Source organism: Halovivax asiaticus JCM 14624, assembly GCF_000337515.1.
GTDB lineage: Archaea > Halobacteriota > Halobacteria > Halobacteriales > Natrialbaceae > Halovivax > Halovivax asiaticus.
The window spans coordinates 17,314-41,489 of sequence record NZ_AOIQ01000021.1 but is presented as its reverse complement, the minus strand read 5'-3'; the positions used below and the strand labels follow the sequence as shown (position 1 = coordinate 41,489).

Sequence of the window (24,176 nt, the reverse complement as noted above, 5' to 3'; positions counted from 1 at the left end):
CCACTTTAACCCCGCTTCCGAAGCCCCTGACATGAGTGAGTACGTTATCATCGGCGACGGGATCGCGGGCAGTTCCGCCGCCGAAACCCTTCGTGAGGAGGAGCCCGACGCCTCCATCACGGTGATCACGGACGAAGGGGAGCCCCTGTACAACCGGATCCTGATCAAGGAACACGCCAAGGGGAAACTCCCGGAAGCGCCGATCTCGATCCACGACGAGTCCTGGTACGACGAGCGCGGCGTTACCCTCTCGCTCGACACGCACGTCACCTCGATCGACGTCGACGGAAAGACGATCCACACGCACGAGGGCGAGGACATCTCCTACGACAAGCTGCTCGTCGCGACCGGCGGAACCCCGACACAGTTGCCGGTCGAGCAAAGCGACGCCGACGGCGTCTATCACTTCTGGACGTTCCAGGACGCCCGCGGGATCAAGGAGGCCGCCGAAGCGGCCGAGGCGGGCGTCGCCGTCGGAGCCGGGCTGCTCGGTATCGACTTCGCGGCAGTCATGGGTGCCCAGGACGTCGAAGGCAAGTACCTCATGCGCGGCGACCGCTGGTGGCGCTACGCGCTCTCGGCCGACGGCGCCGAGATCATCCACGACGGCCTGCGCGAGATGGGGGTCGAACCCGTCTTCGACAGCGGCGTCGACCACTTCGAGGTGGACGACGACGGCCACGTCACGGCCGCCGTGGATCCGAACGGCGATCGCTACCCCTGCGACTTCGCCGGCGTCGCCATCGGCCTCACGTTCAACACCGAGTTCCTCCGCGGAACTGGTATCGAGCGCGACGGCGGCATCGCCGTCGACGAGTACATGCAGACCGGCGTCGACGACGTCTACGCGGCGGGCGACATCACGCGCTTTTACGACACGCTCATCGGCCAGGAGGCCCAGAACGGCTCCTGGGGCTCGGCGAAAGAGCAGGGACGCGTCGCCGCGGTCAACATGGCCGCCGACGACGAGGCCGAGGGCTTCGAGTGGGTCTCGTCGTACTCGATCACGCACTTCGACTTCCCGTTCCTCTCGTTCGGCCACCCGACGATCGGCGACGAGTACGTCGAGCAGCGCTACAGCGACACCGAGTGGCGCCGCGTCGCGCTGCAGGACGGTCGCGTCGTCGGTGGCGTCCTCATCGGCGACCTCTCCCAGCAGCGCCCGCTGAAACAGCTCATGCGCGACCAGCGCGATCTGCGCGGTCAGACGGACCGGCTGCTCGACGAGCAGATCGACCTGGACGAGCTGGCGCCCGCACAGGACTGAGCCAGGACCGGGACGTCTCCAGGTGGGTGGCGTTTCGCGTATCGACACGGTTTTGCGTCGTCCGGGCCAGGTCCGAGTATGAACGGCGGCACCGACATGACCCTCGCGATCGAGCTGGCCGCACTCGAGGAACTGGCGTACCCGGAGCGCGTCTTCGAGGACGCCCGCTCCTGGAGCACGTACGTGGGCGTCGTCTCCGAGAAACCCACCTACGTGGTGACGAACTTCACCCGAAAGAACCGCATTCGGCAGGACTTCTTCTCCGGACCGCGCGGGAAAGCAGAGAGCCTAGAAAGTGTCAAAGACCAGTTCGACACCGAACGGCAAGTCTTCATCGGCACGACCGACGAGGACGAGGCCATGGCCGACGAACTGGACTGGGAGTACCTCTCGGTCGAGGACGCCGCTGAGGCGGCCGAGTGGACCATCGCCGCCGACGTCGAAGACGACGAGGTCGACGAGACCGAAGCCGGCGAGAAGCGCGACGACTGGCCCTGATCAGCCGGCGACGGGGACGGTGGGCAACTGATGCGCCGCCCTTATTGGCTCGCCGACCGAACGGCGAGTAATGACGACACCCCGCGTTCCCGGTGACGACGGGCGAGAATCGCTCGAGCTTCCCTGTGGCGAGACGCTCGATCACCGGGCGGTCGATCTCGGGCTACGCGAGCACACGTGCCCCTGTGGCGAGCGCCACGCAGTCGTCCTCGACGTCCACCCGCCGTCTCGCTTCTTCCCCGAGCCCTTCGTCGACGTCCTGCGCGAGACGATCGGGACGGACGACGACTTCGAGGCGTTCGGGACGCCGCACCTGCTTGGCATCACGATGGAAGAGTTTCCGGAGTCGATCGTCGTCCACGACGCCGAGGAGGACGGCGCAGTGGGCTACTCCCTGCTGTGGGTGAGCACGTTCGACGCCCGCCGGTTGCACGAGATCATCGTCGAACTCGTCGTCGAACTCATGGACCACGCCGTCAGCCACGCCGACGACGACACGGTCATCGCCGAGTTCGAGTCCCAGCTCGCCGAGTTCGACGTGGAGACCTTCGTCGACGCCTATCGCGCCGAGCGCAACGTCGACTCACCCCACTGACGCGAACTGTCTGTCTGCAGCGTTACGACGGCCGGAGAGGAGCCGATTCTACCCCGACTGCGACGACGGAAGGACCTCGACGGTGACTACGATGAGTCAGTCACGACGCGAATTCTGGCACCACCATCCGGACTCTCCTCGACCGAGAGCTCCCAGCCGTGGGCCTCGGCCACGTCGGCGACGATCGCGAGGCCGAACCCGGTCCCATCGCTCGCGGTGGTGTAGCCGGTCTCGAGAACGGAATCGCGGTGTTTGGGCGGGATACCTGGTCCGTCGTCGTCGATGGCGAAGCCGTCGGGCGTCCGACGGACGGTCACCGTGACGTTCGGACCGACGTGATCGATCGCATTCCGAAAGCTGTTCTCGAAGATCGCACGGACGCGTTGCTCGCTCGCTTCGACCTCGCCGAGCGAGTCGTCGACGGTGACCGCGAGGTCGGCATCGACGGTTCGCTGTGCCGCCGCCGCGACCGACGGAAGGTCGACCGCCGTCGTCCCGTCGATCGGCTGGCCGGTTCGCGCCAGTTCGAGCATGTCTTCGATGAGCGTCTCCATCCGGTCGACGGCCCACTCGATCTCCGAGAGGTGTGCTTCGATATCGTCGGTGTGCGGTCCGGACGCTTCGTGCAGGCGGTCGCGTGCAAGTTCGAGGCGGCCGTTCGCTAGCGTCAGGGGATTTCGCAGGTCGTGGCTGACCATCCCCGCAAACTCGTCTAGCCGCTCGTTCTGTCGTTCGAGTTCGTCGGTTCGGGCGGCCAGTTCCGTCTCCCGCTCGGCCCGATCGAGCGCTGCTTCGATGTTCGACCCCAGAATTTTCGCCAGCGCAAGCGCTTCGTCGTCGAAGTCGTCGACGTTCGGAGACGAAAAGAGGAGTAACCCGTGTTCGCCGAGTGGGACGAAGGCTTCACTTCGGACGAAGGTGTCCGGATTCATCACCTCGGGATCAGCCCGAACGTCCTGATAACTGACCGGCTCACCCGTCTCGAACGCGTCCCACATGAGTCCGTCGCCCGCTTCGACGACGGGCGGCGAACCGAGCAGTTCCTGTGCGCGTTCTGAGTTGGCCACGGGGACGAGTGCGGCGAGCGATTCGTCGTACAGGTACACCCCGTTGATCGGGAAATCGAGGGCATCCGCCGCGACTTCGGTCGCCATCTCGGCTACTGCCTGGGTGCCGGCTGCCGCCATGAGATCGCGCGTTCCCTCGTGTAAGTCCCGAATCTGCCGTTCCCGTTCTTTGCGCCTGGTAATGTCGCGGATCACCCCGACGCTACCGGCAAACTCGCCGTCATCGTCGAGGAGCGGAGAGATCTTCGTCTCTGCGATGAAGGGTCCGCCATCGGCCGATTCGACGTCCATCTCGAACGTGTCCCACTGCCGCTCGGGGTCCGTAAGCAAGCTCACGAGGAGTTCGGTGCCACGATCGACGTGTTCGGCCGGCATGAACGTCTTCGGATCGCTCCCGACCACCGTCGACGCAGGTTTCCCGAGGACGGATGCCATCGCTTCGTTGACCATCTCGACGCGGCCATCCACATCGAGTACGTACATCGGATCGCCGACGGCCTCGACGAGCGTTTTGTACTGCCTGAGTTCGCGCTCGCGGCGCTTTTGTGCCGTAATATCCGTATAGATACCGTACTCCTGGAACGTCTCTTCGCCCTCGATCGCGAACCCCTTGAAACTGTATTCACGCCGCTCGTCGGTCCCCTGTCGCGTGATCTCGTCTCTCAAGACTTCGTCGGTTCCGACTTCCTCGACGACGTGTATCGCGTCGCTGGCGTCGGGGAGCAGATAGTCGTCGATTGGCTCGTCGACGAGCTCGTCGCGCTCGAATCCGAACGCCCGTTCGAACGCCGGATTGACGTCGGCGACGCAACGGTCCGGCCCGTACGTGATTGCAATCGCGTCCGGGACGTTCTCGAAGAGCATGGCGAACCGGTCCCGTTCGGCGCGGAGCTCTCGATTCGAGCGGATTCGTGACACTGCCGCGGAGACGTGTGCAGCAAGTAGTTCCGCCAGTTTCCGGTCGTGCTCCGTGTACGCGCCCGGCCGCTCCGACACCGCCTGCATCACCCCGAAATCGCCGACTGAAACGCTGATTCCCGACTGTAACACATCTTCGGCCGGTGAGGCACCCGAGTGTGACTGGATGTGATCGGACCGACTCGATTCGCCAGTCTGAAACGTCCGACCGGCGACGCCTTCCTCGAGTCCGTACGGTTGCCACCCCCCAGGTAACGAGCCGACGGTCGCCTTCGGGACGAGCGAGCCGTCTTCGGCAACGTAGAGTACGCACGTATACACGTCCAATACCTGTGCGAGTGCTTCGACCGCAAATTGATACGTCTCCTCGGGCGTCGCGCAGGTTTCGAACTGGAGGGCAACATCGTGGAGCGATTCGACGGTCTGCCAGCGCCGTCGTAACGCCGCCGTCGAGGACGTCGAGTCCTCGATCGCTCGATCGACCGTGTCCGCTAGCGCCGAAACCGATTCGACCGGCGTCTCCGGGACGGGAACGTACCCGGCGACGTCGGTGTCGATCGCCGCTGCAGCGACGGATTCGTTCCCGCTCACGGCGTGAATGACCGTGGGCGTCACGATCCCGGCCGAGCGGAGCGATCGGACGAACGAGAGCCCGTCGGTCGATGGGAGATCGAAGACTGTCACCAGACAGTCGATGGCCCGCTCTTCGACGAGTTGTCGCGCTCGCTCCGGACGGGAGACCGGAAGGACGTCGAAGAAACCGCTCTCAAGCGCGGCGGCGACGGCGTCACCGACGTCGGGGTCGGGATGGAGGTAGACGACCACCCGTGACGTAGGTGGGCTGTGGGGGTCCTCCGTTGTCATCAATACAATGAGAAACCGGTCCAACGCTCTTAAGGAAATTGGCCAAATTCGCCGATATCAGCGACCATATCGGATGGTGTGGCGGTTTTCGGTCCACAGACATCCACCCGTAATCGACAAGTTACCACCTCGACACCCAGCCCACACCGCCCAGCCACACGCAGCCGGCCGAGTAACGCCGACCGGACGACGGGGAAGACGGGACGACGATCGAACGTTCGAATTTCGAAAATCCGTTACGGGTTTCGTAGCGTATCGTGGGGCTTATTACGATGTGCGAACTCGAATCGGACGACCAATGGCTTCCGCGCATCATCGAGCCGGGGACGAGCCGGACGAGCGCACCATCTTGCTCATCGGCAGCGGACCGATCCAGATCGGCCAGGCGGCGGAGTTCGACTACTCCGGCGCACAGGCCTGCCGGGCCCTGCAGGAAGAGGGTGCACGCGTCGTCCTCGTGAACTCGAACCCAGCGACGATCATGACCGACCCGGAGATGGCAGACCGGGTCTACATCGAACCGATCACGACCGAGGCGATCGCCGAGATCATCCGTGAGGAAGAGCCAGACGGCGTCATCGCCGGCCTCGGCGGCCAGACCGGCCTCAACGTCACCGCCGAGCTGGCCGAGGAAGGCGTCCTTGAGGAGTACGACGTCGAAATCATGGGCACGCCGCTCGACACCATCTACGCGACCGAGGACCGCGACCTCTTCCGCCAACGGATGGAGTCGATCGGACAGCCAGTGCCCGCCTCGACGACGATCACGTTAGACGAGGACGAGTCCGTCGCCGAACTCACCGAAGCCGACCTCGAAGAACGCGTCGAAGACGCCGTCGACGAGGTCGGCGGCCTCCCCGTCATCGCGCGGACGACCTACACGCTCGGCGGCTCGGGCTCCGGCGTCGTCGCCGAGATGGACGAGTTGATCGAGCGCGTCCGCACGGGCCTGCGCCTCTCGCGAAACAGCGAGGTCCTCATCACCGAATCGATCGCCGGCTGGGTCGAACTCGAGTACGAGGTGATGCGCGACGCCGACGACTCCTGTATCATCATCTGCAACATGGAAAACCTCGACCCGATGGGAATCCACACGGGCGAGTCGACAGTCGTCACCCCCTCGCAGGTCATCCCCGACGACGGCCACCAGGAGATGCGCACCGCGGCGCTCGACGTCATCCGCGATCTCGGCATCCAGGGCGGCTGTAACATCCAGTTCGCCTGGCACGACGACGGCACGCCGGGCGGCGAGTACCGCGTCGTCGAGGTCAACCCCCGCGTCTCGCGCTCCTCCGCACTGGCCTCGAAGGCGACCGGCTACCCGATTGCCCGCGTCACCGCGAAGGTCGCACTGGGCAAGCGTCTCCACGAGATCGATAACGAGATCACCGGCGAGACGACCGCCGCGTTCGAGCCCGCCATCGACTACGTCGTCACGAAGGTGCCGCGCTGGCCCATCGACAAGTTCGACGACGTCGACTTCGAGCTGACGACCGCGATGAAGTCCACCGGTGAAGCGATGGCCATCGGCCGGACCTTCGAGGAGAGCCTGCTGAAAGCCCTCCGTTCGTCGGAGTACGACCCCAGCGTCGACTGGGACGAGGTCGACGACGCGACGCTCTCGACCGAGTATCTCGAACGACCATCCCCCGACCGTCCCTACGCGATGCTGGAGGCGTTCGATCGTGGCTTCTCGGTCGAGGAAGTCTGCGAGCTGACCGGTATCTACGAGTGGTACGTCGAGCGCTTCGCCCGGATCGCCGAGGCAGACGCCCTCGCCCGCGACGGGGAGTTCACCGACGCCGCCGTCGCCGGCCGGACGAACGACGAGATCGCCGCGCTCGCCGACGTCGACGTCGGATCGGTCGAGTCCGCGGTTCCAGGTCGCTCGTACAAACAGGTCGACACCTGTGCGGGCGAATTCGAGGCCGAGACGCCGTACTACTACTCCGCACGCCAGTCGGCGTTCGCGGAGGCGGCCGTGCCGGGGGCCGGACGTGCAGGAAGCGCTGGGACCGAGTCCCCGGATGACGCCGAGCGCGTCTCCCGGATGGCGAGCGAACTCGAAATCGATCCGGACGTCGAGAGCGTGGTCGTCGTCGGCGGCGGCCCAATCCGGATCGGACAGGGCGTGGAGTTCGACTACTGTGCGGTCCACGCCGTCCAGGCACTTCGCGAACTCGGCATCGACGCCCACGTCGTGAACAACAATCCCGAGACGGTCTCGACAGACTACGACACCTCCGACGGGCTGTTCTTCGAGCCGATCACGGCCGAGGAGGTCGCCGACGTGGCCGAGACGACCGGCGCCGACGGCGTGATGGTCCAGTTCGGCGGCCAGACCTCGGTGAACATCGGCGAACCGCTCGAAGACGAACTCGCACGTCGGGGTCTCGACTGCGAGATTATGGGGACCGGCGTCGGGGCGATGGACCTGGCGGAGGACCGCGACCGCTTCAACGCCCTGATGGACGAGCTGGGTATCGCCCAGCCCGAAGGCGGCTCCGCGACCTCCCGCGAGGAGGCGCTGGAACTCGCCCACGAGATCGGCTACCCCGTCCTGGTGCGTCCATCCTACGTCCTCGGCGGGCGCGCGATGGAGATCGTCTACGACGACGCCGAACTGGAAGAGTACATCGAAGAGGCCGTCCGCGTGAGCCCGGACAAGCCGATCCTCGTCGACGAGTTCTTAGAAGACGCCGTCGAGCTGGACGTCGACGCCGTGGCAGACGGCGAGGACGTCCTCATCGGCGGCATCATGGAACACGTCGAGAGCGCAGGGGTCCACTCCGGCGACTCGGCGTGTATGATCCCGCCGCGCTCGCTGGGACGCGACGTCAACCGCCGGGTGCGCGAGGTCGCCGAGGAGATCGCCCGCGGCCTGGACACCGTGGGCCTGCTCAACGTCCAGCTGGCGGTCAAGGACGAGGACGTGTACGTTCTGGAAGCCAATCCGCGCTCCTCGCGCACGGTGCCGTTCATCTCGAAAGCCACGGGCGTTCCGATCGCGAAGATCGCCGCGCAGGTCATGGCCGGTAACTCGCTCGACGAACTCGACGTCACCGAGCAGGTACCCGAGCAGACCTCGATCAAGGAGGTCGTCCTACCGTTCGACCGCCTGCCCGACTCCGACCCGCGCCTGGGCCCCGAGATGAAGTCGACGGGCGAAGTCATGGGCACCGCCGACACCGTCGGCAAGGCCTACGAGAAGGCTCAATCGGCGGCCGGAAACGAGATCCCCGAGTCGGGCACGATCGTCCTCGACCTGGCCGACGACGCCTTCCCCGACCCCGACAGCGAGGCCGGCGAGGCGCTCGTCGACGGCTTCACCGAGTACTACGACCTCTCCGACGCCGTCGATCTGGTCGAGGCGACCAGACGCGGCGAGATCGACATGATCGTCTCCGGCAAGCGTGACCTGCTCACCGTCGCCGTCGAGGAGGAGATTCCGTACTTCTCGACGGAAGAAGCGGCGTCGGCCGCACTTGAGGCACGCGAGCTGCGAGACGAACCGATCGACGTCGAGGCCATCGGCGACCGCCCGCAGCGCGACGAGTACTGGGGCCAGCCGAAGACCGAGTGAGAGAGAACGACCGGCCCTAAAGGACCAATACACCCTCTCGGACCCACTCGGGCCGTTTCCACTGTTTTTTTAATCGTCGCTCCCGTACGCCCACGTGGAGGTGCGTATCGACATGCAGAGAATCATCCGTGCCCTTCCTGGCTTCGCGCGACTCCGACGACTCGTCTCGACGGTCACCAGATGGGACCTGTTGCTCGCGATCATCCCGATGGCGTTCGCCGGCGCGGCGACGGCGATGCGCGCGCTGGGACTGCCGCTCGAAGCGGGACTGGCCCTCGCGGGCGTCGTCGGCGCGCTCGCCCTCGTCGACGGCCTGTTCCTGCGCCCGCCGAACGGATTGCAGGGGGCGTGAGTACCGAATCACTGCGTCACGTTGGTGGTTCCCTCGATCGGACTCCAACACCCTAAAGCGACCGTACGCTGAGAATCACGTATGGAGTATCACGAGGCGGCCGATCGGCTCTACGATCTCGGCCGGTTCGGCATTCGCCCGGGGACGGCGTCGACGGCGGACGTACTCGCCCACCTCGACGATCCCCACGAGTCGGTCGACGCGATCCAGCTCGCGGGCTCGAACGGGAAGGGGTCGACGGCCCGGATGCTGGAATCGATTCTGCGAGCGGCGGGCCACACGGTCGGACTGTACACGTCGCCGCATCTGGAGGACATGCGCGAGCGGATCCGGGTCGACGGGCGGCCGATTCCGAAAGCGGCGGTGAGCGAGTTCGTCGCGGCCTGCGACGAGTACCTCACCGAACGGGGAGCCGACGGCGCTTCGCCCACCTTCTTCGAGACGACGACCGCGATGGCCCTGTGGCACTTCGCCCGCGAAGACGTCGATTACGCCGTGATGGAGGTCGGCATCGGGGGGAAGGAAGACGCGACGAGCGTCGTCGAGCCCGTCGCGAGCGCGGTGACGAGCGTCGCGCTCGAACACACCACCGTCCTCGGCGACATGCTGGCGGAGATCGCCCGCGACATGGCCCACGTCGCCCCCGCAGTGAACGGATCGGCGTCGGGTGGCGGGGCGTCCCAGGGGGGCGGCGAGTCGATGGCCGGCGACGGGTCGGCGGGGAACGGGACGACCGGCGGCGGACCGACCGAGGATGGCCCGACCCCGCTCGTGACGGCCGCGGACAGCGAGGCACTGTCCGCGATCCGCGAGGTGGCGCCCGAGGTAGTGACGGTCGGCGACGGCGTCGATCCATCCACCGCGGCTAGCGACCGCCCGGACGTCCACGTCACCTACGAGGGGCGCGTCTCCCACGCCGAAGCGGCGGTGACGATCGACCTGTCTGGGCACCCGACGCGACCGCGCGCGGACGCCGTCTGTAGCCGGATGGCCGCGATCGGCGCCCACCAGGCAGAGAACGCCGGCGTGGCCGTCGCGCTGGCTCGACAGCTGGTCGACGTCTCGGTCGACGAGCTCCAAACGGGCCTGCGCCGCGCCCACTGGCCGGGTCGGTTCGAGGTGATGGACGACGCGCCGCTCGTCGTCCTTGACGGTGCGCACAACCCCGCCGGCTGCGAGCGATTCACCGACACGCTCTCGACGTTCGAGTACGACGACCTCCACCTCGTCGTCGGCGTCATGCACGACAAGGACTACGGCGAAATGGTCGCGGCGCTGCCGACCCCGGACTCCGTGGTCGCCTGTCGGCCCACGACCGATCGATCCGTCGATCCAGCCGTCCTCGCCCGGCTCTTCGAGCGCGAGGGCGTCGAAGACGTGCGGACGATCTCCGCGGTCCGGGATGGGTTCGAACACGCGCTCGCCCAGGCCGAGCCGGGTGACGCGGTCGTCGTCGCCGGCTCGCTGTACGCCATCGCCGAGGCCCGGACGCACTACACCCTCACGGGTGTCGAGACCGACGTACGGGACCTCAATGACGCCCGGCGGACCCTGGAACGGGCGAACGTGACCGAGAAGGGCCTCTGGCGGATGCGCGGGAAGGCTGTCCATCGGACGGTCCACCTTAGACTGCAGGAACGGCAGGCAACCTATCTCAAACAGGAGCTGCTGAGCCTTGGCGGCGAGTGCGCCCTGTCTGGCCTCCAACGGGAGGAGCAACTCGTCGAGGCGGTCTGTATGGGCACACTGTCGCAGTTCAAACGGCTCGTCGAGAAGCTCGACGCCCAGCCCTACGGCCTCGCCGCGATCGGGGCAGAACTCCGGGAGACGCTCGGGATCGGCAAATCGGGCGACACCGGTGCCGGCAGCCCCAGTCCGCACGGCCCCGACGTCACGGGGACCGAGTACCCCTGGGGCGAGGCGCCGGCCGTGATGGGAATCCTGAACGTCACGCCGGACAGTTTCCACGACGGCGGCGAGTACGACGACGTCGAGTCCGCAGTCGCACGGGCCGAGTCGATGGTCGACGCCGGCGCGACGATACTCGACGTCGGCGGGGAATCCACCCGCCCCGGCGCGGAGCCGGTCCCCGTCGACGAGGAGATCGACCGCGTCGTTCCCGTCATCGAGCGCATCCGCGACCTCGATGCGGCCGTCTCGATCGACACGCGCAAGGCCGCCGTCGCCGAGGCCGCCCTCGACGCCGGCGCGGACATCGTCAACGACGTCTCCGGCCTCGCCGATCCCGAGATGCGCTTCGTCGCCGCCGAGCACGACGCCTCGCTGATCGTCATGCACAGCCTCGACGCGCCGGTTGACCCCGACCGCGAGGTGACCTACGACGACGTCGTCGGTGACGTCCTCGCGGAGCTCGCAGAGACCGTTCTGCTCGCCGAACGGGCGGGACTCGATCGGGAGCAGATCATCGTCGACCCCGGCCTCGGGTTCGGCAAGTCGAAGCGAGAGGAGTTCGAGTTACTTGATCGCACCGACGAGTTCCGCGCACTCGGCTGTCCGATTCTGATCGGGCACTCCCAGAAGTCGATGTACGACTGGGTGGGCCAGGACGCCGGCGATCGGCTTGAGTCGACCGTCGCCGCCACGGCGCTGGCCGTCGACCGCGGTGCCGACATCGTCCGCGTCCACGACGTCCCCGAGAACGTCGCCGCCGTGGAGACGGCGCTCGCGACGCGGGATTCGACCGGATACGCGCATCGGCGACGAGATCGAGGCGATGCGAAGTGACGGGAGAGGTGGGTTCGGAGTGACAGAAGAGGACGATCCGGACGACCCAGCAGCTCACCGCAACCAGGTTCGCGAGGGATACGACGAACTCGCCCGGACGTACGCGGCCGAGCGCGAGCAAGATTCCGAGGAACTGGCTCTGATCGAGGAGCTGTACGCACGCATCGACGACGCCAGTCCACGAGTTCTCGACGCCGGCTGCGGCGATGGGCGAGCGGCGTCGCAACCGCTGTCCGAGCTGGGAGCGGCTGTCGTCGGGCTCGACGTCTCCCGATCGCAACTCGAGCTCGCGAGCGAGACGGTCGGACGGACCGTCGAGGGGAACGACATCCCGCTCGTCCAGGGCGACCTGACGAGCCTGCCGTTCGAAGACGACGCATTCGGCGGGATCTGTGCACTGCACTCGATCATCCACGTCCCGAAGACCGAACACGAGAGCGTTCTCGAAGAGTTCGCGCGGGTGACGGCCGCCGGCGGGTGGCTACTTCTCACCGTCGGCGCTGGCGCCTGGGAAGGTGAGAACCCCGACTGGCTCGACGGTGGCGCCGCGATGCGCTGGAGCTTCCACGGCGACGAGTGGACCCGCGAGACGCTCGACGAGGTCGGATTCACCGTCGCCGACGCGCGGACGATCGGCGACGAACTCGGCGGCGGGGAGTGGCGCTACCTGCTCGCGCGGCGGGCGTGAGCCGTCCCGCAGCGCAAAAACGGGCGACCGGAGATGGCCGCGATTAGCCGACGGTCGGCGTTTCGAGGGCGGGATCCGCGGCGACGATCGTCGACATCAGGGGCCGGACGCGGTCGAATTCGGCCGTCGGTTCGACCACACGTCGCTCTGCATCGTACTCGACGAGGCACGCCTCCGCCAGTTTCGGGAGGTGAGTGTGATGAAGCGTGAGATGAAGCGTCGACGAAGTGCGATCGTCGGCGTCCGATAGCCCGTTCGGCTGGTCGCCAGTGACACTCGCGGCGTTCGCCTCGATCGACGCCGCCAACTCGGTGAGCGTGATCGACCCGCGTTGCTCCAGCAGTGTCGCGAGCGCGACGCGACGGACAGGGTGGGAACACACCTCGATGATCGCGTCGTAGCTGGCCGACGATCGCTCGCCCGAAGCGGTCATCGTGTCTCACCCGACGTGCGGTACTGGTCGCCGGATCGTGCGTCGCAGGTGACTGTGGGCATGATCGTGTTCGAACACACCGGGTCGTCGACCGAGAGGGTGTCCGTAGTAGCTACTATTCGTTTAAGACACCCCGTCGGCCGGCGTGACATCGATCGTCACTCCTCGTGTTCCTCGGTTAGCAGAAGCGCTTCGGTCAGAACCTGTTCCGTTCCCCGACGGATTCGATCCGAGGTGGCCTGCTGGGAGATCTCCAGTTCGTCGGCGAGGTCGTCCAGGCTCGTCCGACTGGGGGTGTCGAAGTAGCCCCGGCGCAGCCCGAGGAGGAGCGCGTCTCGCTGTTCATCCGAGAGTCCGTACTGGACGAGGCCCTCGGCGTCTTCGAGCTCCGTGTAGGTGCGAACGATCTCGATGGGTAAGTCGCGATCCGTGCAAAAGTCGCTAAATTGCGAGAGCGAGTCGTGGTCCGGGAACCGAACGCGAAAGTGCCAGCGCCCCTGCGCGCGACCCTCGAGGATAGTGCCGTCGGCTTCCGTGATACCGCGGATGAGGTCGTTGTGGGTCTCGTACCAGATCACGCGGTAGAGCGTGCTGTCGCCGACCCGATCGAGCGCGATGACGTCGTCGACGTACTCGTGGCCGCGCACTTTTCGCTCGAACGCGTCGAAGTCGTCGCCGGTCACCCACAGGAAGGGCATCGCCGAGTCCCCCGTCGGGACGATCCGTTCCAGTTCGACGGACATCGGTGGTGATCCAGCCAGGACGCTGCCGAGCGTGAACGCCGTTTTGGCGATGGTGAACTCGAGAAAGACGCTCATGGGGTGCCTTCAGGATCGCCAGAACCGTAGCCGTTAGGAGACGTCAGAACACCCGACGGTCCGCTCGGGGGATTCGTTCAGTGGTGGCCGACACCAGCGTCCGGTCCGTCGACGGCTCGTGTCGCGTCGGATCGAGCGAGCCGACGAATCCCCCGATAGAGTGTCACCGTTCAAAAACGCGAGGAAAACCGCACCGTTACCCGAACAACCCACGCTGGTCCTGCACTCGTTCGTAGCACTCTATGTACTGCCGGAGAACGTTCTCACGGTCGAACTCGGCGAACGAGTCGTCGAAGTCGAGCGATTCCAGCTCGCCGGCGTCGACGATTGCGTCGGCGAGTTCCGACTCGCTCGTGGTGCGAAAGCCGCGTTCGCGGCCCTCGACGAGTTCGTGGCCGGCCGAGTCGACGTGGTACTCGACGACGCCGACGCAGCCACAGGCAAGCGCCCAGGCCAGTTCGGTGGGGAAGCGACAGTACTCGGCGGTCTGGGCGAAGACGTGCGCCGCGCGGTAGATGGCGATGCGCTCGTCGCGGTCGGCCTCGCCGACGAAGCGGATCCGATCCGCGATCCGGAGGTCGCCAGCCATCGACTCGTACTCCTCGCGCCACGGGCCGTCGCCGATCACCGTCGCCGTCCAGTCACGGTCGCGCAGTTCCGCGAGCGCGAGCATGACGCTCTCCAGATTGGCCCCCTCGTCGAGTCGGCGAGCGTAGACGACCTCCGCGGGCTCGCCGGGGTCGACCTCACGAATTCGATCAATATCGATGGGGTTTGGAACCACGGTGACGTCGTCGCCGTCGGCCCCGCGTTCGCGCGCCCAGGTGCGAACCAGTTGTGAAGGAGTGACGACGGCGTCTGCGGCCCCGAGGGCGCGTTTGTAGTCCTTCTCGGCGCCGTCGCCGATGGAGCCGTCCCACTCCAGGACCACCGGCGTGCGTGAGAGTTTCGTCCCGAGACTCGCCGCGCCGACCTGCTTCGGCGGGTTCGCCCCGACGTGGATCACGTCGGCGCCGAGTTTCCGGATCGCGACCGGCAGTCGGACGAGGAAGGCTCGCCCGGAGTCGCGGTCGGGGGCGACGCCGTGGTAGGTGATTCCCTCCTCGGCGACGATATCGCGGTCGTCGGGCCACCAGCGTGCACAGAAGACGTGGACGTCGTGGCCGTCGTCTCGCAGGAGTTCGACCAGCGTCTGGATCCGTTCGGTCGTCTCGCTACGGCGATGGTGGACGGTCCGAAACGAGACGACGCCGACGCGCATTATGCCCGGCCACGTAGAGATGGGGTATAAATGACACGGCATCCACCCGACTCGGGGACCGTCGCGAGTGCGCGCCACCGTTCGCGACGATGTTCGCGACCGCCGCAACCCGAAGGCATACGGCTCGTCGCCGCAACCCACGGCCATGAGCTACGACATCGAACGCTACCTCAACATCCGGTCGGCCGGCGGGGCGTCGTTCGGCCCCGACGGCGACCGACTCTCCTTCTTGATGGACACGACGGGGACGAGCCAGGTCTGGACGCTCGACGGGCCGGGTCGCTGGCCCGAGCAACGGACGTTCTACGACGAGCGGGTCACGTTCGCCTCGTGGTCGCCGGAGCGCCCCGAGCTCATTTTCGGCATGGACGAGGGCGGCAACGAACGCGCACAGCTCTACCGCCTCGACGCGGAGAGTGGCCGGATCGAGAACCTGACGGCCCGTCCGGACGCCAAACACCGCTGGGGCGGCTGGAGCCACGATGGCGAACGATTCGCCTTCGCTTCCAACCGCCGCGACGAGGCCGTCTTCGACCTCTACGTGCAGGGGCGCGCGGAGACGGGCGACGAAGCGACGATGGTCTACGAAGGCGACGGGTGGCTCTCGCTTGCCGGCTGGAGCCCAGACGACTCGCGGCTACTCGTCTCGGAAGCCCAATCTAGCTACGACCAGGATCTGTCCGTGCTCGACCTCGAAACGGGCGATTTCTACCACTTCACGCCCCACGAGGGCGACGTCCGCTACCAGTCGCCCAGCTGGGCCCCCAACGGCGAGGGGATCTACCTCGTAACCGACCAGGAGACCGACACGCTCTCGCTCGCGTATCTGGATCTCGAAGCGGCGATCGAGGCCGCCGCGGACGACGGCGAGAGAGGTGAGCGGACGACGCCGCTCACCGTCGTCGACGACGGCGACGGCTGGAACGTCGACGGGATCGCACTCGACGACGAGTCCGGCCGGTTCGTCACCTCCCGCAACGTCGACGGCTACACGGAACTCACCGTCGGCGCGGTCGACGAGACGGACCCGACCGCGTTCGAGACGTTCCCAGATCCCGACCTGCCGGGCGGCATTTCCGGCGGCGTCTCCTTCGACCCCGACGCCGAGCGCTTCGCCATCACGGCGACCGGCGACACCACCAACGCGAACGTCTGGGTCGTCGACGTCGAGAGCGGCGAGGCGGAGCGCTGGACCGACGCCCCGACTGCCGGGATTCCCCGCGAGACGTTCGACGAGTCGGCCCTGGTCCATGTCGAGAGCTTCGACGGGCTCGATGTTCCTGGCTTCCTCACGCTTCCGGATTCCGGGGCGGCTGACAGCGAAACCGGAACCGGGACCCGCGAATCGAGCGGCACCGAGACGGCGAACGGCGCGCCGGTCATCGTCGACATCCACGGTGGGCCCGAGGGACAGCGTCGACCCTCGTTCTCCGGGACCAAGCAGTACTTCCTGGATCGCGGCTACGCCTACTTCGAGCCGAACGTCCGCGGGTCGTCGGGCTACGGCACCGAATACGCCAGTCTGGACGACGTCGAGAAGCGCATGGACTCGGTCGACGACGTTGCGGTGTGCGTCGACTGGCTCGCCGACCACCCTGCGATCGACGAGGATCGAATCGCGTGCATGGGCGGCTCCTACGGCGGGTTCATGGTCCTCGCGTCGCTCACCGAGTATCCCGACCTGTGGGCTGCCGGCGTGGACATCGTCGGCATCGCCAGCTTCGTCACCTTCCTCGAGAACACCGGCGACTGGCGACGGTCGCTCCGCGAGGCTGAGTACGGCTCGCTCGAAGACGATCGCGAGTTCCTCGAATCGATCTCCCCGCTCAATCACGTCGACGAGATCGAGGCGCCGCTGTTCGTCCTCCACGGCGAGAACGACCCGCGCGTCCCCGTCGGCGAGGCCGAACAGATCGTCGACGAGGCCCGCGACCACGGCGTGCCCACGCGCAAACTGATCTTCCCCGACGAGGGCCACGGCTTCAGCAAACTCGAAAACCGCATCGAAGCCTACGCCGAGATCGCCGCGTTCCTCGACGAGCACGTGTAGCGAGCGCAAACAGCTGGATTCGGACGACAGTCGGTTCGGACCGCGACTAAATGTTTGGGTTTTAATGATTGGGCTCGTCGTAGTCACGAGCATGCCAGCGATCGAAACGGACGGACTCACCAAGCGATTCGGTGCGGACGTCCTCGCCGTCGACGACCTCGACCTCACCGTCGAAGAGGGCGAAGTCTTCGGCTTTCTGGGACCGAACGGGGCCGGGAAGTCGACGACCATCAACGTCCTGCTGGACTTCGTGCGCCCGACGGCGGGTAGCGCTCGGGTCCTCGGACTGGACGCGCAGGCTGACGCCGCCGCGATTCGCGAGCGGATCGGCGTCCTCCCCGAAGGTGGCGAGTTGTACGATCGGCTGACCGGCCGAGAGCACCTGGAGTGGATCGCCCGAACGAACGACCTCCAGGAGTCGGTCGACTACGAGGCGACGCTCGACCGGGTCGGGCTCACCGCCGAAGAAGCCGCCCGTCCGGTCGGCGGCTACTCGAAGGGAATGGCCCAGCGACTCGCGTTCGGGATGGCGATCCTCGGCGAGCCGGACCTGCTGCTCCTCGACGAACCATCCTCCGGGCTCGATCCGACCGGCATGCAGGAGATGCGGACGATCATCCGCGAGGAAGCCGACCGCGGTGCGACCGTCTTCTTCTCGAGTCACATCCTCGGCGAGGTCGAGTCCGTCTGCGACCGGCTCGGGATCATGAACGAGGGCCGTCTCGTGACGACGGGGACGATCGACGCCCTGCGCGACGAACTCGACCTCGACGCCTCGGTCTCGATCGAGGTCGATGCGGTCCCGGACGGCCTCGCGGCCGACATCGAATCGAACGAGGGTGTCCACGCAGTCGAAACCGACGGGACGACGCTCACGATCTCGGTCGCCAATCCGACGCGAAAGATCGACGCGATTCGCCGCGTCGACGAGCGTGCCACCGTCCTCGACGTCCGCTCGACGGACACCTCACTCGAACAGCTGTTCAACACCTACACCGGCAACGGTGAGGGGGAACCGGAGCCGTCGGCGGCCGGATTCGCTGGCGACGAGACTGCCGAGACGGCGGCGGAGGTGGGCCGATGAGCGTCGCCGACGTCGTGTCCAAGGACATCCTCGACGTCCGCCGGGCGAAGATCATCTGGGCCGTCGCCGGCCTCTACACGCTCGTTACCGCGGTCTTCGTCTACTGGGGGACGCAAGCCCGGCCGCCCGAGGGCTGGTCGGGCGTCTACATGGCGCTGTGGAACTTCGTGTTCGTCGGGGCGATGTTCGTTCCCGCCATCGCTCTCGTCGGCGCCTACCTCGCCATCGCGGGCGAGCGCGAGTCGGGCAGTATCAAGTATCTCCTCTCGACGCCGATCCAGCGGCGCGATGTCGTCCTCGGGAAATATGTCTCGCGCGCCACAGTCGTCGCCGCTTCGCTCGTCGTCGCGTTCGTCGTCGCCGCCATCCTCTCGCTGGTCTGGTTCAGCGAGTTCCCGGCCGGCGTCTTTGTCGGTCTCGCACTGCTCACGATCGCCTTCGCGCTCGCCTACGTCGCAGTCGCGATCACCATATCTGCGGCGACGGCGACCCGCTCGCGGGCGATGGGCGGCGTACTCGGCTTTTACTTCGTGACGAACCTGTTGATACTGTTCGGTCAGCTCTCGATCCTCGGCGCCCTTGAGTACGTGTTGAACGAACTCCTCGGACTCGGCGTGGGCGACGATCCGATCCAGCTGGTCGGCATGCTCGTCAGCCCGACCCACACGTACCTCAACACGACCCTACTCGCCTTCCCCGACGGCTTCGAGGAAGCCATGCTCGGCGGTCAGACGACGGCTACCGCGTGGTACGTCGAACCCGAAGCCGCCCTCGTCATCCTGCTCGCCTGGACGGTCGTCCCGCTGGCGCTGGGCGTCTGGCGCTTCGAACGGGCAGATCTGGGGTAACCAAACTGGCCGGTTCTCGATTCGAAACGCTACCCGATGACGCCGGTCTCTTTGGCGACCTCTCGGGCGGCACCCTCGTCCATCCCGTCGCCGAGGATGGTGTAGCGATCGCGAATCTCGTGGCACGTCGTGAGCGACTCGATGACCGTCTCGTCGTCGACGCCCAGTTCGTCGGCGGTGGTGGGCGCGTCGATGCTCTCTAGAGCGTTCCGGATGTCGAGCCAGAAGCCCTTCTCGCCGCCGTGAAGGTAGGCGGTCATGATCGAACCGACGCCGACCTGGTGCCCGTGCAGCGCCGCGCCGGGCGCCAGGCGGTCGAGCTGATGGGAGAAGAGGTGCTCGGCACCGCTCGCGGGACGCGAGGAGTCGGCGATGGACATCGCGACGCCGGAGGAGACGAGCGCTTTCGTGACGATCCAGGACGCCTCCTCGAGACCGGGTCGAACGGAGTCGGCGTTCTCGACGAGAATTTCGGCGGTCATCTCCGAGAGTGCGCCGGCGAAGCCCGAGTACTCGACGTTCTTCAATCGGTGGGCCAGGCGCCAGTCCATCACCGCGGTGTAGTTCGAGATGATGTCGGCACAGCCGGCGGTCGTGAGTCGCCACGGCGCCTCCGCCAAGATCGCCGTGTCGGCGACGACGGCCAGCGGCGGCTCCGCGGCGACGCTGTGGCGGGTGTCACCGTCGGGAACCGAACCACGATTGGAGACGATCCCGTCGTGACTCGCCGCGGTCGGCACCGATACAAACCCGATCTGGCAGTGGTGACTCGCCATCTTCGCGATGTCGATGGCCTTCCCGCCGCCGACGCCGATCAGGTAGTCCGCTTCCTCGGCTTCGACGGCGTCGATCACCCGCTCGACCGCGTCGAACGAAGCCGTGTCGACGGTCACCATCGCGGGCTCGACGCCAGAATCCCGGAAGTCGGCGACGATCGGATCGGCCGCGACTTCGCGCGGCGTCGGACTCGTAATCAGCAACGGCGTCCCGTCGAGGTGGAGATCAGCGACGACGGGGACGACCTCGTCGAGCACTCCGTGGCCCACCACGACGTTACGCGGCAGGCGGATCCACGACGACTTCTCGAACATACCGCCACAGAGTAACTGACGGAGTATACGTGTTTCCCGTTCGGACGGGGTGACGGTTCGATGGATCCTCGTTTCCGTTCGAATGGGGGACTGATTCGACGAGCCGGCGAGCGCCCCAGCACTGACGCCGTGGCATCAATCGCCTATTGTATTGAACGGTTTTTGGATATTTATAAAATTTATACTCGAAAATCAGAATCTATCATCGATTCATCGATGCGAACGGGATCAGTGATAAGTTACTCAGTCACACGGGCGCTAGGCGCCTGTTTCCGACAATTCATTCCCGTATTAATCGACGTCGGGAACACAGCCCTTGTTATCGAATGCATTCGTACCCGTCTCGTTTCGACACTGTGGAGGAACATGCCAGATTACCACACACCAGGCGGGATCCGAGAACGTCTCGGTCGGTACTCGCCGTGTACGTGCCGAACGGTGACTTGGGAATCTTAACCGCACATTATAAAAACAGGGTAACGTTTATGAAGGGTTGCTCGATACGGACCTTCATCACCAAAGTGATCCCTGATGGCAGGTAACAAACTAAACCGTCGCACTGTGTTGAAGTCGGCCGCAGCCGTCGGCGCACTGTCGATCGCCGGCTGTGCCGAAAACACGAGCGGGAACAGTTCGGGCGTGAGGATCGCTCTCAACACCGATCCGACCGCCGAAGTCTGGAACACCCACGGCGGTATCACGCCCTACTGGACGAACGTCATGGAGCCGCTGGTCTGGGTGAACCAGGAGATGGACACCGAGCCGTGGCTCGCGACGGACTGGGAACAGACGAGCGAAACGACGTGGGAGTTTGCCATCCGCGAAGGCGTCTCGTTCCACAATGGCGACAAGTTGACCGCCGACCACGTCGTGTACTCGTTCGAGACGTTACTGTCGGAGCTCGCCTACGCACCCGGCTGGCTCCGTCTAGAAGGGCCAGAGAGCATCGTCGCTCTCGACGAGTACACGGTCGAGTTCACCACCACCGAGCCGTTCTCGGTGTTCCCCGGAAACATCGCCCACAACATGGTGTGCATCCAGCATCCGGATCGAAATCCCGACGAAAACCGGGTTATCGGTACTGGACCGTATCAGGTCGACGAAGTCGTCGTACAACAGGAAGTCGTCACGTCGTCGTTCGACGACTACTGGAACGACGCCGGGCAGGTCGACGAACTGGTCTTCGAGGTCATCGAAGACCCCAACACGCGATCGCTCTCGCTCGAGAACGACGAGATCGACATCGGCATGTCGCCGCCGCGAAGCCAGATCGACTCGCTCGAGAGTAACGACGGCGTCGAGGTCGCTCGACAGGAGACGGCCGGGTCCTGTTACGGCGGGTTCAATCTCTACGACGCCCCGACCGACGATCCGGTGCTCCGTCGGGCGTTGAACCACGCCGTCGACCAGCAGCTGATCGTCGACACGATCCTGGAAAACGTCGGGTCTCCCGCTCGCGTCCCGATCTCGCCAACCATCTACTGGTCGGCTCACGACCAGGTCGATCCCTACGAGTACGACGAGGACACGGCGAGTTCGCTCGTCGAAGAATCGGCCTACGGCGGCGAAATGATCACCATCGTCGTCCCCAACGACCTCGTCAACGGTCGTGACATCGCCCAGGTCTTGCTGGACGACTTCACGAGCGTCGGCGTCGAAGCGGAGATTCAGATGGCCGAACGGGCCCAGTACTCCGACCTGGTGCGAAACGGCAACGGCCACCTGTTCCTCGATACCAGCGGGTCGAACTCCGGGGCTGCCGACTACGTCATCTACGACTCGTTCCACTCCGACGGCGACGTCAACCAGCGCCGGTACCGGAACGAGGAGACCGGCGTCCAGAACCTCGGCGGCGAGGTGGACACGCTGATCGAAGACGGCCTGCAAGCCACGGAAAGCGCGGTAAAGGAAGAGAAGTACGTCCAGGCCCAAGAACGGATGAAAGCACAGGCCGTGACCCTACCGGTCTACTACGACGAGTTCGTCGCGGCGTACCAGTCAGGGCTCGAAGGCGTCTCGTTCTCCCCGATTCCGGAGTTTACGAGCTGGACGTCGCTGGAAAAGTGACCACGACCGATTCGACACCGCACACAATCTATGTGGAAATACATCGTTCGACGGATTATTTCGGGACTGGCCGTCCTGCTCGGCGTCTCGGTCCTGACGTTTTCGCTAACCTTCTTCACGCCGGGCGATCCGGCGCGGACGATCCTGCGCAAACAGATGGGCGGCCGATCGCCATCGCAGGCGGCGATCGAGCGGTTCAGAGAAGCGAACGGACTGAACGACTCGATCCCCGTACAGTACGTAAACTGGGTTACCGACGTGATGCAGGGGGATCTCGGCGCGTCGTACCACTCGGAGACGGCCGTGACGACGTTGATCGGGCAAAACCTCATGCCGACGGTCGAACTCGCCGTCGCGGGATTAGCCGTCGCGCTCGTCGTGGCGATCCCGACCGGCGTCATCAGCGCCGTTCACAAGGGCGGTCGCCTCGACTACGGGAGTCAGGTGCTCGCCCTCCTCGGCCTCTCGATGCCGAACTTCTGGTTGGGCTACCTGCTCATGCTCGTCTTCGCGGTTCAGCTGGGCGTCCTGCCGACCCACGGGTTCGGAACGTTCGGTCACCTGGTCCTGCCGGCCGTCACCCTCGGAACGGGGATGGCCGCCGTCATCACCAGACTGCTTCGCTCGTCGATGCTGGAGGTGTTAGACGAGGAGTACATCCAGACCGCGCGGTCGAAGGGGCTCAAAGAGCGCATCGTCGTCTACAAGCACACGCTCAGAAACGCGCTGATCCCGGTCATCACGATCGTCGGGCTCCAATTCGGCTACCTGCTGAACGGCGCCGTGATCATCGAGATGGTCTTTCAGCGACCGGGGCTGGGGAGTCTCCTGATCGACGCCATCTTCGCCAGGAACTACCCCGTCGTCCAGGGTCTCGTCCTGATCGTCGCCGTCGTCTTCGTCGTGACGAACCTGCTCGTCGACATCACCTACCGATACGTCGATCCGCGCATCTCGCTCGGAGGTGGCGGTGAATGACCGACGAACCCACCGTCAGCGATCGGCTCAAATCGATCGGCGACCGGCTCCGATCCGTCGGCGTTCAGGCCAGATCGAAACTTGGAGAGGCCCGGTCACGACTCGTCGCCGCCTACCACTCGCGTCCAGTCCGACAGTTCCGGTCGAACACGCTCAACGTGATCGGCCTGGTGATCGTACTGACGCTGATCCTGACCGCGATCTTCGCGCCGATGCTCGCTCCACACGATCCCGAGGAACAACACCTCCGGGATCGACTGGAAGGGCCGTCCGCAGAGCATCCGCTCGGCACCGACCAGCTCGGCCAGGACGTCCTCTCGCGACTCATCTTCGGCGCACGCGTCTCCCTGAAGATCGGCGTGGCCGTCGTCGGGATCTCGCTCGCCATCGGGACGGCTGTCGGGGTGACTGCGGGGTACGCCGGCGGGTACGTCGACGAAGGGCTCATGCGCCTGGTCGACGTCTTACTGGCGTTTCCCGGCCTCCTCCTCGCGCTCGTCATCGCGGGGATACTGGGGCCGAGTCTGACGAACATCATGATCGCGCTGGCGATCGTCGGCTGGACGAGTTACGCGCGCGTCGTCCGCGGCAGCGTGTTGTCCGTCAAAGAAGAGGAGTACGTGAAAGCGAGCCAGCTCATGGGGACGGGCCGACTCCGGATCGTGGGTCGTCACGTCCTCCCGAACGTGATGGGACCGGTCGTCGTCCTCGCGACGCTGGATATGGCCACAGTCATCCTCTCGACTGCCGGCCTCTCGTTCCTGGGACTCGGCGCACAACCGCCGACCCCCGAGTGGGGGACGATGATCTCCGAGGGACGCTACTACCTCCGGTCTGCCTGGTGGGTCGTCAACTTCCCCGGGCTCGCCATCATGTTCGCCGTCCTCGGGTTCAACCTGCTCGGTGACGGCCTGCGAGACGTGCTCGACCCGCGCGAGGAAGAATCCGTCCAGAACAAGGGACTCTAAC

At 65.7% G+C, this 24,176-nt stretch carries 18 protein-coding genes; 13 read left to right on the top strand and 5 right to left on the bottom strand.

The genetic code is table 11. The features are described from left to right. The first annotated feature begins 31 nt into the window (after positions 1-31). From C479_RS12710 to C479_RS12700, 3 genes are all read left to right on the top strand, one after another. On the top strand, positions 32-1,267 hold the full coding sequence (locus tag C479_RS12710) for an NAD(P)/FAD-dependent oxidoreductase (RefSeq protein WP_007703287.1): 1,236 nt from the start codon (positions 32-34) through the stop codon (positions 1,265-1,267). Between the two features lie 78 nt (positions 1,268-1,345). Further along, positions 1,346-1,765, top strand: coding sequence for a DUF7124 domain-containing protein (locus C479_RS12705; protein ID WP_007703285.1), 420 nt, complete (start codon positions 1,346-1,348; stop codon positions 1,763-1,765). A 70-nt stretch (positions 1,766-1,835) separates the two neighbouring features. Next, the gene (locus C479_RS12700) at positions 1,836-2,360 is read left to right on the top strand and encodes a DUF5815 family protein (RefSeq protein WP_007703282.1); all 525 of its coding nucleotides are present in this window, start codon (positions 1,836-1,838) and stop codon (positions 2,358-2,360) included. Positions 2,361-2,446: 86 nt separating this feature from the next. Here C479_RS12700 and C479_RS12695 read toward each other — a convergent pair whose 3' ends face one another. Then, a complete protein-coding gene (locus C479_RS12695; protein WP_049907299.1) occupies positions 2,447-5,209 on the bottom strand; it encodes a sensor histidine kinase in 2,763 nt (920 codons plus the stop codon). 298 nt (positions 5,210-5,507) lie between these two features. Here C479_RS12695 and carB point away from each other — a divergent pair, with 298 nt between their 5' ends. The 4 genes from carB (at position 5,508) to C479_RS12675 (ending at position 12,577) form a co-directional block, all read left to right on the top strand. After that, positions 5,508-8,792 carry a carbamoyl-phosphate synthase large subunit gene (gene carB / locus C479_RS12690; protein ID WP_007703277.1) on the top strand — a complete coding sequence of 1,095 codons (3,285 nt, stop codon included), beginning with the start codon at positions 5,508-5,510 and terminating at the stop codon, positions 8,790-8,792. A 94-nt stretch (positions 8,793-8,886) separates the two neighbouring features. Beyond that, a complete protein-coding gene (locus tag C479_RS12685; RefSeq protein WP_007703275.1) occupies positions 8,887-9,144 on the top strand; it encodes a hypothetical protein in 258 nt (85 codons plus the stop codon). Between the two features lie 81 nt (positions 9,145-9,225). Continuing rightward, entirely contained in the window at positions 9,226-11,889 is a 2,664-nt protein-coding gene (folP, locus tag C479_RS12680; protein ID WP_007703273.1) for a dihydropteroate synthase, read from the top strand. 19 nt (positions 11,890-11,908) lie between these two features. Then, positions 11,909-12,577, top strand: coding sequence for a class I SAM-dependent methyltransferase (locus C479_RS12675; RefSeq protein ID WP_152415898.1), 669 nt, complete (start codon positions 11,909-11,911; stop codon positions 12,575-12,577). A gap of 43 nt (positions 12,578-12,620) precedes the next feature. On the opposite strand, the gene C479_RS12670 is transcribed toward C479_RS12675, so the two are convergent. The 3 genes from C479_RS12670 to C479_RS12660 all read right to left on the bottom strand — a co-directional run bounded on the left by C479_RS12670 (position 12,621) and on the right by C479_RS12660 (position 15,089). Next, positions 12,621-13,010, bottom strand: a complete 390-nt coding sequence (locus C479_RS12670; protein ID WP_007703261.1) for a DUF7344 domain-containing protein — start codon at positions 13,008-13,010, stop codon at positions 12,621-12,623. 158 nt (positions 13,011-13,168) lie between these two features. Next, positions 13,169-13,828 (bottom strand): helix-turn-helix domain-containing protein, encoded by a 660-nt coding sequence (locus tag C479_RS12665; RefSeq protein WP_007703258.1) that lies wholly within the window; start codon positions 13,826-13,828, stop codon positions 13,169-13,171. A 196-nt stretch (positions 13,829-14,024) separates the two neighbouring features. Continuing rightward, positions 14,025-15,089: a glycosyltransferase gene (locus C479_RS12660; RefSeq protein ID WP_007703256.1), complete on the bottom strand. Its 1,065-nt coding sequence runs from the start codon at positions 15,087-15,089 to the stop codon at positions 14,025-14,027. 145 nt (positions 15,090-15,234) lie between these two features. On the opposite strand from C479_RS12660, the gene C479_RS12655 reads away from it, so the two are divergent. The 3 genes from C479_RS12655 (at position 15,235) to C479_RS12645 (ending at position 19,071) form a co-directional block, all read left to right on the top strand. Then, complete coding sequence (locus C479_RS12655) at positions 15,235-17,139, top strand: S9 family peptidase (protein ID WP_049907379.1); 1,905 nt, start codon at positions 15,235-15,237, stop codon at positions 17,137-17,139. 91 nt (positions 17,140-17,230) lie between these two features. Continuing rightward, entirely contained in the window at positions 17,231-18,223 is a 993-nt protein-coding gene (locus C479_RS12650; RefSeq protein WP_007703250.1) for an ABC transporter ATP-binding protein, read from the top strand. Then, positions 18,220-19,071, top strand: coding sequence for an ABC transporter permease (locus tag C479_RS12645; protein WP_007703248.1), 852 nt, complete (start codon positions 18,220-18,222; stop codon positions 19,069-19,071). Before C479_RS12650 ends, C479_RS12645 begins: the two co-directional genes overlap by 4 nt. Before the next feature lie 29 nt (positions 19,072-19,100). On the opposite strand, the gene C479_RS12640 is transcribed toward C479_RS12645, so the two are convergent. After that, entirely contained in the window at positions 19,101-20,162 is a 1,062-nt protein-coding gene (locus C479_RS12640) for an NAD(P)-dependent glycerol-1-phosphate dehydrogenase (RefSeq protein ID WP_007703246.1), read from the bottom strand. A 531-nt stretch (positions 20,163-20,693) separates the two neighbouring features. Between C479_RS12640 and C479_RS12635 the strand changes: the two genes are divergently transcribed. From C479_RS12635 to nikC, 3 genes are read left to right on the top strand one after another with little or no spacing between them, the layout of a single operon-like run. After that, the gene (locus C479_RS12635) at positions 20,694-22,229 is read left to right on the top strand and encodes an ABC transporter substrate-binding protein (protein WP_049907297.1); all 1,536 of its coding nucleotides are present in this window, start codon (positions 20,694-20,696) and stop codon (positions 22,227-22,229) included. Positions 22,230-22,259: 30 nt separating this feature from the next. After that, complete coding sequence (gene nikB, locus C479_RS12630) at positions 22,260-23,207, top strand: nickel ABC transporter permease (RefSeq protein ID WP_007703243.1); 948 nt, start codon at positions 22,260-22,262, stop codon at positions 23,205-23,207. Beyond that, on the top strand, positions 23,204-24,175 hold the full coding sequence (gene nikC / locus C479_RS12625; RefSeq protein WP_007703241.1) for a nickel transporter permease: 972 nt from the start codon (positions 23,204-23,206) through the stop codon (positions 24,173-24,175). Before nikB ends, nikC begins: the two co-directional genes overlap by 4 nt. Position 24,176: the final 1 nt, after the last annotated feature.

What these genes read in the sequence shown, in the direction of transcription:
- C479_RS12710 (WP_007703287.1), top strand. Translation starts at nt 32, where the DNA reads ATGAGTGAGTACGTTATCATCGGCGACGGGATCGCGGGCAGTTCCGCC.
- C479_RS12705 (WP_007703285.1), top strand. Translation starts at nt 1,346, where the DNA reads ATGAACGGCGGCACCGACATGACCCTCGCGATCGAGCTGGCCGCACTC.
- C479_RS12700 (WP_007703282.1), top strand. Translation starts at nt 1,836, where the DNA reads ATGACGACACCCCGCGTTCCCGGTGACGACGGGCGAGAATCGCTCGAG.
- C479_RS12695 (WP_049907299.1), bottom strand. Translation starts at nt 5,209, where the DNA reads ATGACAACGGAGGACCCCCACAGCCCACCTACGTCACGGGTGGTCGTC.
- carB (WP_007703277.1), top strand. Translation starts at nt 5,508, where the DNA reads ATGGCTTCCGCGCATCATCGAGCCGGGGACGAGCCGGACGAGCGCACC.
- folP (WP_007703273.1), top strand. Translation starts at nt 9,226, where the DNA reads ATGGAGTATCACGAGGCGGCCGATCGGCTCTACGATCTCGGCCGGTTC.
- C479_RS12670 (WP_007703261.1), bottom strand. Translation starts at nt 13,010, where the DNA reads ATGACCGCTTCGGGCGAGCGATCGTCGGCCAGCTACGACGCGATCATC.
- C479_RS12665 (WP_007703258.1), bottom strand. Translation starts at nt 13,828, where the DNA reads ATGAGCGTCTTTCTCGAGTTCACCATCGCCAAAACGGCGTTCACGCTC.
- C479_RS12660 (WP_007703256.1), bottom strand. Translation starts at nt 15,089, where the DNA reads ATGCGCGTCGGCGTCGTCTCGTTTCGGACCGTCCACCATCGCCGTAGC.
- C479_RS12655 (WP_049907379.1), top strand. Translation starts at nt 15,235, where the DNA reads ATGAGCTACGACATCGAACGCTACCTCAACATCCGGTCGGCCGGCGGG.
- C479_RS12650 (WP_007703250.1), top strand. Translation starts at nt 17,231, where the DNA reads ATGCCAGCGATCGAAACGGACGGACTCACCAAGCGATTCGGTGCGGAC.
- C479_RS12645 (WP_007703248.1), top strand. Translation starts at nt 18,220, where the DNA reads ATGAGCGTCGCCGACGTCGTGTCCAAGGACATCCTCGACGTCCGCCGG.
- C479_RS12640 (WP_007703246.1), bottom strand. Translation starts at nt 20,162, where the DNA reads ATGTTCGAGAAGTCGTCGTGGATCCGCCTGCCGCGTAACGTCGTGGTG.
- C479_RS12635 (WP_049907297.1), top strand. Translation starts at nt 20,694, where the DNA reads ATGGCAGGTAACAAACTAAACCGTCGCACTGTGTTGAAGTCGGCCGCA.
- nikB (WP_007703243.1), top strand. Translation starts at nt 22,260, where the DNA reads ATGTGGAAATACATCGTTCGACGGATTATTTCGGGACTGGCCGTCCTG.
- nikC (WP_007703241.1), top strand. Translation starts at nt 23,204, where the DNA reads ATGACCGACGAACCCACCGTCAGCGATCGGCTCAAATCGATCGGCGAC.